Source organism: Streptomyces pluripotens (assembly GCF_000802245.2).
Lineage (GTDB): Bacteria > Actinomycetota > Actinomycetes > Streptomycetales > Streptomycetaceae > Streptomyces > Streptomyces pluripotens.
In genome coordinates this window covers 3,135,144-3,147,714 of record NZ_CP021080.1, presented here as the reverse complement: position 1 = coordinate 3,147,714, position 12,571 = coordinate 3,135,144, and the positions used below count along the sequence as shown (strand labels likewise).

Sequence of the window (12,571 nt, the reverse complement as noted above, 5' to 3'; positions counted from 1 at the left end):
AGAGATGTTCATGGCGGTCGCGCTGATGTGCCTGGGTGCGACGGCCTGGTGGCTCGGTGAACGGCACTACGGGGCACGGCGGGCGCGGCTGTTGCTCGCCGGTGGTGGGGTGGTCCCCACAGGTCCGCCCTCATGGGAGCAGACCCTCGGTGTGCTGCGGCGGCTGCGCGGCCGTTTGGGGGCCGAGTGGTGGGCGCTTGGGGCAGGGCTGCTGCTCGCACTGCTGGGCACTTCGGTGATTCCGATCGTCGCGGGAGCGGCCGGCGTGGCGGTGCTGCGCCGGGTGCGGCTTGCCGGACAGGCCCGCCTCGCCCACGAGCGACGGGCGGACGCGGTGATCACCCTGTGTGGGGTGCTCTCCGGGGAGGTGCATGCGGGACGGCAGCCGGGCGCAGCGCTGCTGCGGGCGGCACGGGATTCCGGTGGCCTCGGCGACGCACGGGCAGCCGTGATTGCGGCGGCGCGGTTCGGCGGTGACGTCCCTTGTGCGCTGGCCGCTGCGGCCCGGGAGCCGGGCGCCGAGGGCCTGCTCGGACTGGCCGCGTACTGGCGGGTGGCCGTCGACCGGGGAGCGGGGCTCGCGGCCGGCCTGGACCGGCTGGACGGAGCCCTGCGCGCCGAGCGGGACCAACGCGCCGACCTTCGCGCCCAGCTGGCGGGAGCCAGGGCCACAGCCCTGCTGCTTGCCATCCTGCCTGTTCTCGGACTGCTCCTTGGCGCCGCCATGGGCGCCGATCCGCTGCGCGTACTGCTGCACACCGGAGTCGGCCTCGGCTGTCTGACCACCGGGCTGGTGCTTGAAGCGGCAGGGACGTGGTGGGCCGTTCGGATCGTGCGCGGAGCGGCATCGGGGTGAGGACGGAGCGTGTGGGGGCGGAGGACGGAGCGCGTGGGCCCGGGCAGGGCCAGGACACCAGGAGCAGCGGGTGGTCTCCCTTCCGGTCGGGGGCGTACGCGGCGCGGGTGGGTCGGTGAGGGACCAGACGACCGAGGGACGAGGGGGGCGATCGAGGTGGTGGTCCGGGTGACCCGGACACAGCGAGTTGTTCGGCACATGGGAGGCATGCGGTATGAGCGGAGACGTCATCCACAGGCTGGGGATGACCGGGGGCGTGCTGCTGGCCCTTGCCTGGGCTGTCCGGCGGTTGGTGATGGTGCGCCGCCGCCGGACACGGCACCGGGTGGTCCGGCTGCTGGGCCGGGGAGCGCCCGTGCCCAGAGCCCGATTCGAGGTGCCGGGTGCGGCCCGGCGGTGGCTGCTGCCGACCGGCGCGGCGTGCGGTGTCTGGGCGCTGGTGGGCGGAGTCACCGGGGTCCTGCTGGGGTTCGGCGCGGGCGCCGTGCTGTGGCGATGGCGGGACCACCAGTCGGCGGCGGGTCGCCCGGAGGAGATTGACACTGCCAAGGCAGCACGCCAACTTCCCCTGGCGGCCGACCTGCTGGCGGCCTGCATTTCGGCTGGCGCCGGTCCGGTGATTGCCGCCCAGGCGGTGGGGGAGGCCATCGGCGGCCCCGTGGGGCAAGCACTGGCCCAGGGGGCGGCCGAGGTGCGCCTCGGGGGTGAACCGGCCCGCGCCTGGCGCTTGTTGGCCTCACTGCCCGGTGCCGGAGGCCTGGCCCAGCTGCTGGAGCGGGCGGATGAGTCAGGGGTGCCTGCGGCCGGTCCGGTCGCCCGCCTCGCCTCGGACGCGCGTGCGGAGTGGACACGGGCCGCGACGGCCCGGGCGCGTCGGGCCGCCGTACTGATCTCCGCGCCGGTGGGCCTGTGCTTCCTGCCCGCCTTCATCGCCGTCGGGGTGCTGCCTGTCGTGATCGGGCTGGCGGGCGGTGCGATGGGAGGGGGGTGAGGCGCCCGACAGTGGCTGGTTGCAGAAGTCCGAAAAGGACAACGAACGTGAACTCCAAGGGGGTTGGTGTGAATCAGAAGATCAAGAAAATGACGCAACGGCTACGGGGAGTGTGTCGTCGGGACGCTGGGATGGTGACGTCCGAGTACGCGATGGGGATCATCGCCGCCGTCGGCTTCGCGCTGCTGCTCTATGAGGTGGTCACCAGTGGCCAGGTCAAGGCGGAGCTGCAGGGGATTGTGGAGAAGGCCCTCAGTGCGCGGATGTGAGCGTCAGGGGGATCGGGGATTCGTGACCGCCGAGGCGGCCGTCGTGCTCTGCGTGTTGGTGGCGTTCACCATGGCACTGGTCTGGGGGCTGCTGGCGGCGGCCGCCCGGATCCAGTGCGTGGACGCTGCCCGCACGGGCGCCCGGGCCGCCGCCCGACAGGACCCGGTTGAAGCAGTGAGGGCGGTGACGCGGCAGACCGCGCCGCGCGGGGCGCGGGTGACGGTGGGGCGCGACGGCGACCTGGTCCGGGTGACGGTGGTGGCCAGGCCGCCGCTGCTGGGCGGGCTGCCCTTCGAGATGCGTGAGGAGGCTGTGGCACTGGCCGAGCAAACCGTGGGGGCGCCGAAGGGGGGAGAGCCGTGACGCGTGGTCAGGCGCACGGCCTGCCGAATTCCGACCGGGGTTCCGCCACCGTTTGGAGCCTGGGGGCGATCGTGGTGCTGTGCGTAGTGTTCGGCACCTTACTGGCGCTCGGACAGGCCGCCATCGTCCGGCACCGAGCGGCCGGCGGTGCTGATCTGGCGGCGCTGGCAGCGGCCGACCACTGGGCCGAGGGAAGCGCGAAGGCCTGCGCCCGTGCGGAACGGGTGGCGGCGGCCCAGAGAGTACGGCTGGAGCGATGCACGATCGTCGGCGAGACTTCGGACCTGACGGCGGCGTCGGGAGGAGGGCTGTTCACGGCGGAGGTGCGGGCGAGAGCGGGGCCGGCGGGGCCCGTGAAGCTCATTCCCAGTGGGGGTGAGTCATGGCCCTCCGCGCGTACGGGCAGGACACCTGTACCGTCCGCGAGCGGAGCGGGGCACCGGTAGTGCCCCGGCTCAGGACCGAGGGGCTCGCCCCCAGAGCCGGTCCGCGCTCGTCCTCCTAAGGCTCACCTGAGGTCTTCCCGGGTGTCCTCCTGGCTCCTCGCAGCCTTCGTGGAGCGCTCTTGGGTGTCCTCCTCCGCCGGCCCCGCCGGTGCTCCCCGCAAGAGCACCGTGAGCAGTCGTACCGCCCCCCTCTTGTGCAGCGGATCGTTACCGTTGCCGCACTTGGGCGACTGGATGCAGGACGGGCAGCCGGCGTCGCACTCGCAGGAGGCGATGGCCTCACGGGTGGCGGTGAGCCAGGCGCGGGAGGTGTGGAAGGCACGCTCGGCGAAGCCCGCGCCGCCGGGGTGGCCGTCGTAGACGAAGACGGTCGGGAGCAGGGTGTCCGGATGCAGCGGGACGGAGACCCCGCCGATGTCCCAGCGGTCACAGGTCGCAAAGAGGGGCAGCATGCCGATTGAGGCGTGCTCGGCGGCGTGTAGGGAGCCACCGAGGATCTCCGGGCTGATCCGGGCCTCGTCCAACTGGTCCTCGGTGACCGTCCACCACACTGCACGCGTGCGCAGCCTACGAGGAGGGAGGTCGAGTTTGGTCTCGCCCAGCACTTCACTGGTGATGAGGCGCCTGCGAAGAAAGGAGACCACCTGGTTGGTGACCTCCACGGAGCCGAAGCAGAGGCGGCCGGAGCCCCAGGGAATCTCGATGTCCGTCTCCAGGACGGAGATCGACGTGGTGTCGCGTGCGACCGTCGAGTACGGCGGGTCGGCCTGCTCGACCAGGGCGACCGAATCCTCCAGATCCAGGTGGCGGACCAGGTAGGTCCGGCCCTGGTGCAGGTGGACAGCACCCTCGTGGACCGTGGAGTGTGCTGCTCCCGCGTCCACCGTGCCGAGTAGCCGGCCAGTGCCGGCCTCGACGACCTGGACCGGGCGGCCGTCCGCGCCGCGGATGTCGGTCAGGTCGGCGGCCCGCTCCCGGCGTGTCCAGTGCCAGGCCGTCGTCCGCCTGCGGAGCAGCTTCGCAGCCTCCAGTTGCGGCAGCACGTCCGCGCAGGTGGGGCCGAAGAGGTCGAGATCCTCCTCGGCCAGCGGGAGTTCCGCGGCGGCGGCGCACAGGTGCGGGGCGAGGACGTAGGGGTTGTCGGGGTCGAGGACCGTGGACTCCACCGGCTGGTCGAACAGGGCCTCGGGATGGTGCACGAGATAGGTGTCCAGCGGGTCGTCGCGGGCCACGAGGACCGCCAAGGCGCCCTGCCCGGAGCGGCCGGCCCGGCCTGCCTGCTGCCACAGGGAGGCGCGCGTGCCCGGATAGCCCGCGATCACCACCGCGTCCAGGCCGGAGACGTCCACTCCGAGCTCCAGGGCGGTCGTGGCAGCTAGGCCCAGCAGTTCTCCGGAGTGCAGAGCACGTTCCAGAGCGCGGCGCTCCTCGGGGAGGTAGCCACCGCGATAGGCCGCGACACGCCGGATCAGAGAGCGATCGACCTCAGCCAGTTTCTCCTGGGCGATCACCGCGATCAGCTCGGCGCCGCGCCGGGACCGGACGAAGGCCACGGAACGCACACCCTGCACGGTGAGGTCGGTCAGCAGGTCGGCGGTTTCGGCGGTGGCAGTACGCCGTACGGGCGCACCCTTCTCGCCGTGCAATTCGGTGAGCGGCGGCTCCCACAGGGCGAAGACGAGTTCGCCGCGCGGGGAGGCGTCGTCGGCGACCTCGACCACGGGCAGTCCGGTGAGCCGGCGTGCGGCGACCGACGGCTCGGCGGCGGTTGCCGAGGCCAGCAGGAAGACGGGCGAGGCGCCGTAGCGGGTGCACAGGCGCCGCAGACGGCGCAGCACCTGGGCGACGTGCGAACCGAAGACACCCCGGTAGGTGTGGCACTCGTCGATGACGACGTATCGGAGCGATTTCAGGAAGGAGGACCAGCGCGGGTGGGAAGGGAGTATCCCGCGGTGCAGCATGTCCGGATTGGTCAGGACGTAGTTGGCGTACTGGCGGACCCACTCACGTTCCTCGAAAGGGGTGTCGCCATCGTAGACCGCTGGGCGCACCGCGCTGCCCAGCGGTTGGGAGAGCTCCTTCACCGACCGGCACTGATCCGCAGCGAGCGCCTTGGTGGGGGCCAGATACAAGGCTGTGGCGCCGCGTCCGGCAGGCCGCCGCACGCCGCCGTCCCGTGGAAGTGCTTCGTGCTGCCGCGCCCGCCGGTTGGATGACTCTGCACCGTCGAGGAGGGCGGACAGAACCGGCACGAGGTAGGCGAGGGACTTCCCGGAGGCCGTTCCAGTGGCAACGATCACCGAGTCGCCGTCCAGGGCGTGCTCCGCGGCCAGTGCCTGGTGTGTCCACGGGTGCTCAATGCCGCACGCCTGGACGGCAGCGATCACCTCTGACCGAATCCGGTCAGGCCAGACGGCATGGCGACCCGCACGCGGGGGCAAGTGCTCCGTATGAGTGATGCGCGCAGACCGGCTCGGCCCGGAGGCGAGCCGGTCCAGGATCATGTCCGGGGACGGGCTGGATGCCGGGTCAGCCGGGGGCCGATCGGTTCGGTGATTCTTGGCCATCGGGACCGAGTGTGTCACCGGCGTGAAGGACAATGGAGCCAAGGCGTCGTGCACGCCTGCCAGTAAGTGATTGAATGCCATCGCGGCTGGCGATGCGTCCTGGGGGCCGTAAGCCGAGGTGCCCGAGGGGCGACCGCTCGATAGCAAGGTGCTGGAGGATCCGTGGACCTGTCTCTGTCGACCCGTACCGTCGGCGATCGTACGGTCGTCGAGGTCGGTGGCGAAATCGATGTATACACCGCGCCCAAGCTGCGTGAGCAGCTGGTCGAGCTGGTGAACGACGGCAATTTCCATCTTGTCGTCGACATGGAAGGCGTGGACTTCCTGGACTCCACCGGGCTTGGCGTGCTGGTCGGCGGCCTGAAGCGAGTGCGTGCCCACGAGGGCTCGCTCCGCCTGGTCTGCAACCAGGAGCGCATTCTCAAGATCTTCCGTATCACCGGCCTCACCAAGGTGTTCCCGATTCACACCTCGGTCGAGGAAGCGGTGGCGGCCACCGACTGACCGTGACCGGTGGTCGGCGCTGGGCTGCTTCTGGTCGCCCGGCGCCGGTCGGTTCCGCCGTGCGCCGATGGCCCCTGCGTCGGCCGGTCCGGTTCCGGGCTACTGAAACGGTCCGGAGAACAGAAGTACAGCAGGGGGGCGGGCTCACTGCGGCTCCGCCCCCGATCGCACGCCCGTAGTCGCGAGGGGGATGCATGGCCACCGTCGAACTCCGCTTCAGCGCGCTGCCCGAGCACGTCCGGACCGCCCGGTTGGTGGCGGCAGCAGTGGCGCGCAGGGCCGGGGTGGACGAGGCCGTCCTGGACGAGGTCCGCCTCGCCGTGGGCGAGGCCTGTTCCCGTGCCGTCGGGCTGCATCAGAACGGCGGTATCACGGCGCCTGTGAAGGTGGCGCTGATCGAGGAGGAGAAACAGTTCTCCATCGAGGTCGGAGACGAGGCCCCGCACGCGACTGTGGGCGGCGACACGCCCGGCGCGGGGCAGGATGGTGAGGGGGAGGCCGAGGAGGACGAGATGGGCCTCGCGGTGATCAGCGGTCTGGTCGACGACGTGGAGGTCACCGCCGGGCAGAACGGCGGTCTCATCCGCATGACCTGGCCCACCACCCCGCCGGCCGCAGCACTCCTCTGAGCTGTCGCGCAACCTCACGAGGGCCCTGCTGAGCAGGGCCCTCGTCCTGTTTTTCCGGCGTCGAACCGGACCTCCCGGAATTCGTGAAGGAATTCACGATCAATAGCCCGATAATTTGATCAAGCGTCAATGCGGTCGTCAATGCCTTTGAGGCATTACCGCTTTCGGGTTCCATGGCGTGACCTCGATCATTTGCTGAAGAGCGTGGGTGGGCCAATTCCGCTTACCGCGCTCTGTTGGGATCACTCAGGGGTACCTACAATCCGTCCACATCTTGAGCTCAGCCCAAGCGTCAAGGAGGACGAATGGCGGGGCTTTCTACCCCTCATCAGTTGGTTCACCCCACAACTCTCGCAGCCGCGGTCCTGACCGACGCCAACCGGATCATCGTGGCCGTCATCGTGGCGGTCGCTCTGGCCGCGCTGGTGGTCGCGGGGATCCTGGTGCGCCAGGTGCTGGCGGCGGGCGAGGGTACCGACCGCATGAAGCGGATCGCCGAGGCGGTCCAGGAAGGTGCCAATGCGTATCTCGCCAGGCAGCTGCGCACGCTCGGCGTATTCGCCGTCGTGGTCTTCTTCCTGCTCATGCTGCTGCCCGCGGACGACTGGAATCAGCGTGCCGGACGCTCAGTGTTCTTCCTGATCGGTGCGACGTTCTCGGCGGCCACCGGTTATATCGGTATGTGGCTCGCCGTGCGCAGCAACGTGCGCGTCGCCGCCGCGGCCCGGGAAGCCACTCCGGGCGAAGGCGAACCGGAAAAAGATCTCACCGCCGTCTCGCACACCGCGATGAAGATCGCATTTCGTACGGGCGGTGTCGTCGGCATGTTCACGGTGGGGCTAGGCCTGCTGGGCGCCTCCTGTGTGGTGCTGGTGTACGCGGCCGACGCGCCGAAGGTGTTGGAGGGCTTCGGTCTCGGTGCCGCCCTGATCGCCATGTTCATGCGAGTGGGCGGCGGAATCTTCACCAAGGCCGCTGACGTCGGCGCCGACCTGGTCGGCAAGGTCGAACAGGGCATTCCGGAGGACGATCCGCGCAATGCCGCGACCATCGCCGACAACGTGGGCGACAACGTCGGCGACTGCGCGGGCATGGCGGCCGACCTGTTCGAGTCGTATGCCGTCACCCTCGTGGCCGCGCTGATCCTCGGCAAGGTCGCCTTCGGTGACTCCGGGCTCGCCTTCCCACTCCTGGTGCCCGCCATCGGCGTGATCACGGCGATGATCGGTATCTTCGCCGTCGCTCCGCGGCGCACCGACCGGAGCGGCATGTCTGCGATCAACCGCGGCTTCTTCATCTCGGCGGTGATCTCCCTCGTGCTGGTCGCGGTCGCGGTCTTCGTCTATCTGCCGGCGAAGTACTCCGACCTCGACGGCGTCACTGACGCGGCCATCAAGGGCAAGGACGGCGACCCGCGCATCCTGGCCCTGGTCGCGGTGGCCATCGGCATCCTGCTCGCCGCCGTCATCCAGCAACTGACCGGCTACTTCACGGAAACCAGCCGCCGCCCGGTCCGGGACATCGGCAAGACCTCCCTCACGGGCCCGGCCACCGTCATCCTCTCCGGTATCTCGGTGGGCCTGGAATCCGCCGTCTACACCGCCCTGCTCATCGGGCTCGGCGTGTACGGCGGGTTCCTGCTCGGCGGCACGTCGATCATGCTGGCGCTGTTCGCGGTGGCCCTGGCCGGCACCGGCCTGCTCACCACGGTCGGTGTGATCGTCGCCATGGACACCTTCGGCCCGGTCTCCGACAACGCGCAGGGCATCGCCGAGATGTCCGGCGACGTCGAGGGCGCGGGTGCCCAGGTGCTCACCAACCTGGACGCGGTCGGCAACACCACCAAGGCCATCACCAAGGGCATCGCCATTGCGACCGCTGTCCTTGCCGCATCGGCGCTGTTCGGGTCGTACCGCGACGCGATCACCACCAATGTGCAGGACGTCGGGGAGAAGCTCACCGGGCCGGGTGCGCCGCTGAGCTTGTCCCTGGACATCTCGCAACCCAACAACCTCGTCGGCCTCATCGCGGGTGCCGCGGTCGTCTTCCTCTTCTCCGGACTGGCCATCAACGCCGTGTCGCGTTCGGCGGGTGCGGTGGTGTTCGAGGTGCGGCGGCAGTTCCGTGAGAAGCCCGGGATCATGGACTTCAGTGAGAAGCCCGAATACGGCAAGGTCGTCGACATCTGCACCAAGGACGCCCTGCGGGAGCTGGCCACGCCAGGTCTGCTCGCCGTCATGGCGCCCATCTTCATCGGGTTCACCCTCGGTGTCGGCTCACTCGGCGCCTACCTTGCCGGCGCGATCAGTGCGGGCACGTTGATGGCGGTGTTCCTCGCCAACTCCGGCGGTGCCTGGGACAACGCCAAGAAGCTGGTGGAGGACGGCCACTACGGAGGCAAGGGCAGCGAGGCCCATGCCGCCACGGTGATCGGCGACACCGTCGGTGACCCCTTCAAGGACACCGCCGGACCGGCGATCAACCCGCTGCTGAAGGTCATGAACCTGGTGTCCCTGCTCATTGCGCCCGCAGTGATCAAGTTCTCCTACGGCCATGACAAGAACCTCTGGGTGCGGATCGGGATCGCGATCCTCGCGCTCTTGGTGATCGTCGTCGCCGTGTACATCTCCAAACGGCGCGGGATCTCCGTCGGGGACGACGAGAGAAGTGAGCGGATCGCTAACTCAACGGATGCGGCGGTGGTTTCGTAGACCACCTCGCGAAGGCCTGCACAACGGGCGGGCGGACGGCGCGAACTGACGTGCCGCCCGCCCGCTCGCCGTGTGGGCTCACCCACGTCGTGAGCATTCTCTCTCGGTGGTATATAGCTCGATGAAAGGTGATTTAAGGGACGTACGGTGTAGGGAGGCGTTGTGTCCGCCGTGTAGGGTCCGGGGCCCGAGAGCCATGGAAGGGACCGATCCGGTGAACAAGAAGCTCGCGGCCGCGCTGTCCGGCGGTGCGGTACTGGTAGTGGCACTGTCGGGATGCACCAGCAGCAGCAACAGCGGCGACAAGGGGCCCGATCCCAAGCTGGTGGCCTGGGCCAAGTCGGTGTGCGACGCGGTGCCCGCCCAGAACGCGAAGATCAAGGCGGCGAACGCGGCGATCAGCACGACCGCCGCCGCCGGCAAACCCGAAACTCTCCAGAAGACCGACTCCCAGGCCTTCCAGGACATGTCCGACGGCTACAAGGCGATCGCCGTCGCGATCAGCGGAGCCGGCGCGCCTCCCGGCGTCGAGGGCGGTGCCCAGCGGCAGCAGGACGTGGTGAAGAGCTTCAACAGTCTCAGCGTCTCGTACGCGGACCTCAAGAAGAAGGTCGACGAGCTGGACACCAAGAACCAGGCGAAGTTCGCATCGGAGTTGCACGATGTCGCCGCGCAGATGACGGAGCTGGAGAAGAAGCACCAGAGCAGCATCGATGCGCTGCAGAAGCTGCAGCAGGGCGAGGTCGAGGACGCGATCGCCGAGCAGGCCAGTTGCAAGAAGGACGCCTCGGCCACATCACCTTCGGCGAGCTCGACGACCGGGGCCATGACGGGCTGAGGTGCGCCGCGTTCCGGTCCGGGCCTGATCCTGTCCGGAGGTCCGTTCGGCGGCGCGGTTCGCTGCGTGTGCCGTGGTCGGCTTGGCACTCCCGTTCGCGGCGCCAGGCGTGGCCGGTCGGCGCTGCCAGAGGGCGTGCTGAGACCACTGCCCGGGCCACCGCGGGCCACAATGGGGGCGTGACTGACTCCGGACTCGCACCCCTGCCCGCCTCCGACCGGCCCGAGACGGCCGCGCGCCTACGAAAGGCGCTGCTGACCGCCGCCTTCACTGCCGACGGGCTGCTTGACCTGCTGGGCGCCCCCGCGTACGCGGCGCTCGCCCGCAGCGAGACCGTGCCCGCCCTGCGGGCGACTCGTGGCGACACGCCGCTGGAGACGCTTGTGCGGCTGTTCCTGCTCCAGCAGCCGGTGCCGCACGCCCGCGTGGCTGCCGTGCTGCCTGCCGAGGAGGCCCTGGAGGCCGGCTGGCTCACCCGTGTCGGCGGCGCGGAGGTGGCCGCCACCGTGGACGTGAGACCGTACGGCGGTCCCGGCGGCGAGGACTGGTTCATCGTCTCGGACCTCGGCTGCGCGGTCGGCGGCGCGGGCGGAATCGGGCAGCGGAACGAAGAGGTCGTCCTCGGTGTCGGCGGTGCTTCCACGACCCTCGCCGGAATCACCGTCCGCACGCCGGTGGACTCCGCACTGGACCTTGGTACCGGCTCCGGCATCCAGGCGCTGCACGCCGCTCAGCACGCCACGCGGGTGACCGCGACCGACCTCAACCCGCGCGCGCTGCACATCACCGCCCTCACGCTCGCGCTTTCCGGGGCGCCCACCGCCGACCTGCGCGAGGGCTCACTGTTCGAGCCGGTCGGGGACGACGAGAGGTTCGACCTCATCGTGTCCAACCCGCCGTTCGTGATCTCCCCGGGTGCCAGGCTGACCTACCGCGACGGTGGCATGGGCGGGGACGATCTGTGCCGCTCGCTCGTTCAGCAGGCAGGGGAACGGCTGAACGAGGGCGGGTTCGCGCAGTTCCTCGCCAACTGGCAGCACGTGGCAGGGGAGGACTGGCAGGACAGGCTCAGAGCGTGGGTCCCGCGCGGGTGCGACGCCTGGATCGTGCAGCGTGAGGTGCAGGACGTCACGCAGTACGCCGAGTTGTGGCTCAGGGACGGCGGTGATCACCGCGGGGACCCGGCGGAGTACCAGGCGCATTACGACGCCTGGCTCGACGAGTTCGAGGCGCGCAAGGTCAAGGCGGTCGGCTTCGGCTGGATCACGCTGCGAAGGACCGGCTCCACCGAGCCCGCAGTCATGGTGGAGGAGTGGCCGCACCCGGTCGAGCAGCCTCTGGGGGGCGAGATCCGTGCGCACTTCGAGCGCCTCGACTACCTCCGGGAGCACGACGACGCGGCGCTCTTGGACAGTCACTTCAGGCTCGCGGCCGAGGTGGTCCAGGAACAGGTCGGGCTGCCCGGCGCCGAGGACCCCGAGCATGTCGTGCTGCGCCAGCACCGCGGGATGCGCCGGGCCACGAAGGTGGACACGGTCGGCGCCGGGTTCGCGGGGGTGTGCGACGGGACGCTGAGCGCGGGCCGCATCCTGGACGCCATCGCCCAGCTGGTCGGCGAGGACCCGGTCCTCCTCCGCGACCGCACCCCCGCACAGATCCGGCTGCTGGTGGAGCAGGGCTTCCTGGAGCCGTTGGGATGAGCCGGCCGGTGCGTGCGCCGGGGCGCACGGGTGGGTCGGCGCGCGGTCGCGGTGACCGACGCCCGCGGAACCGCGCCCGGGCGGGTGTCGTGGTCCGGAAGGCCGCGCTGCCGTAGCCGCGCCCGGGCCTTCGCCGACGGCGCACGCCACCGGCGAAGCCCGGCGGACCGGTGACGGACCGGTGACGGAACCCGGGACAGTCCCGCACCGGGAACGCCGTCCGTGGAGGTGGTCCGGAAGTGGTCGGGAAGGCCGACGGGAAAACGGCCGGAAAAATATGCATGCAGGCCCCGGACCAGGATTCTTCGTACATATATTCGATGGCGGGGTGGCCTTCCGTTCACCCCGATGTCGCCCGCCGGCCTCTCCTGCGTGGCACCCTCCCGGCGCCGGGCAGGATCGTGGGGCGCGGAACGCGCGGAAGGGGCGGGGCGGGGATGGAGAATGTGTCGGCGATCTTCGCGGGACTGGTGTTCGCCCTGTTCGGAGGTGCTCTGCTGGTCTGGACGGGGGTGCGTGTGTGGTGCGGCGAGCCGGTGGCCCAGGGTGTGAGTCGGATCGCATCGGTCGCCCTGGCGGGTGCGGCCGGGGCCGTTGCTCTGGCCCTCGGCGGGTACTGCCTGACCCGCCTCTGACGCCGGGGTACGCACTCTCGCGATGATGTCCCGGGAGTAAGGGGAGCGTCACGCTCCGGAC

The 12,571-nt window shown here is 70.1% G+C and carries 12 protein-coding genes; 11 read left to right on the top strand and 1 reads right to left on the bottom strand.

From position 1 onward, the window contains the following. Positions 1-4: 4 nt before the first annotated feature. From LK06_RS14050 to LK06_RS14030, 5 genes are all read left to right on the top strand, one after another. A complete protein-coding gene (locus LK06_RS14050; protein ID WP_411572784.1) occupies positions 5-856 on the top strand; it encodes a type II secretion system F family protein in 852 nt (283 codons plus the stop codon). A gap of 214 nt (positions 857-1,070) precedes the next feature. Continuing rightward, a complete protein-coding gene (locus LK06_RS14045) occupies positions 1,071-1,847 on the top strand; it encodes a type II secretion system F family protein (RefSeq protein ID WP_174673871.1) in 777 nt (258 codons plus the stop codon). A gap of 89 nt (positions 1,848-1,936) precedes the next feature. Then, positions 1,937-2,116 (top strand): DUF4244 domain-containing protein, encoded by a 180-nt coding sequence (locus tag LK06_RS14040; RefSeq protein WP_071659073.1) that lies wholly within the window; start codon positions 1,937-1,939, stop codon positions 2,114-2,116. A 22-nt stretch (positions 2,117-2,138) separates the two neighbouring features. Beyond that, on the top strand, positions 2,139-2,480 hold the full coding sequence (locus tag LK06_RS14035; RefSeq protein WP_039651224.1) for a TadE family type IV pilus minor pilin: 342 nt from the start codon (positions 2,139-2,141) through the stop codon (positions 2,478-2,480). Then, a complete protein-coding gene (locus LK06_RS14030) occupies positions 2,477-2,926 on the top strand; it encodes an Rv3654c family TadE-like protein (RefSeq protein WP_052269845.1) in 450 nt (149 codons plus the stop codon). Before LK06_RS14035 ends, LK06_RS14030 begins: the two co-directional genes overlap by 4 nt. 62 nt (positions 2,927-2,988) lie before the next feature. Here the strand turns inward: LK06_RS14030 and LK06_RS14025 are convergent, their stop codons facing one another. After that, positions 2,989-5,574, bottom strand: a complete 2,586-nt coding sequence (locus LK06_RS14025) for a DEAD/DEAH box helicase (protein WP_078858880.1) — start codon at positions 5,572-5,574, stop codon at positions 2,989-2,991. Positions 5,575-5,655: 81 nt separating this feature from the next. Between LK06_RS14025 and bldG the strand changes: the two genes are divergently transcribed. The 6 genes from bldG to LK06_RS13995 all read left to right on the top strand — a co-directional run bounded on the left by bldG (position 5,656) and on the right by LK06_RS13995 (position 12,510). After that, positions 5,656-5,997 (top strand): anti-sigma factor antagonist BldG, encoded by a 342-nt coding sequence (bldG, locus tag LK06_RS14020; protein ID WP_010986038.1) that lies wholly within the window; start codon positions 5,656-5,658, stop codon positions 5,995-5,997. A 194-nt stretch (positions 5,998-6,191) separates the two neighbouring features. Then, complete coding sequence (locus LK06_RS14015) at positions 6,192-6,626, top strand: ATP-binding protein (protein WP_039651222.1); 435 nt, start codon at positions 6,192-6,194, stop codon at positions 6,624-6,626. Between the two features lie 305 nt (positions 6,627-6,931). Further along, positions 6,932-9,337 carry a sodium-translocating pyrophosphatase gene (locus LK06_RS14010; protein WP_039651220.1) on the top strand — a complete coding sequence of 802 codons (2,406 nt, stop codon included), beginning with the start codon at positions 6,932-6,934 and terminating at the stop codon, positions 9,335-9,337. 196 nt (positions 9,338-9,533) lie between these two features. Beyond that, positions 9,534-10,175, top strand: coding sequence for a small secreted protein (locus LK06_RS14005; RefSeq protein ID WP_039651218.1), 642 nt, complete (start codon positions 9,534-9,536; stop codon positions 10,173-10,175). A gap of 179 nt (positions 10,176-10,354) precedes the next feature. After that, a complete protein-coding gene (locus tag LK06_RS14000; RefSeq protein ID WP_039651216.1) occupies positions 10,355-11,875 on the top strand; it encodes a N5-glutamine methyltransferase family protein in 1,521 nt (506 codons plus the stop codon). 437 nt (positions 11,876-12,312) lie between these two features. Beyond that, positions 12,313-12,510, top strand: coding sequence for a hypothetical protein (locus tag LK06_RS13995; protein ID WP_039651214.1), 198 nt, complete (start codon positions 12,313-12,315; stop codon positions 12,508-12,510). Positions 12,511-12,571: the final 61 nt, after the last annotated feature.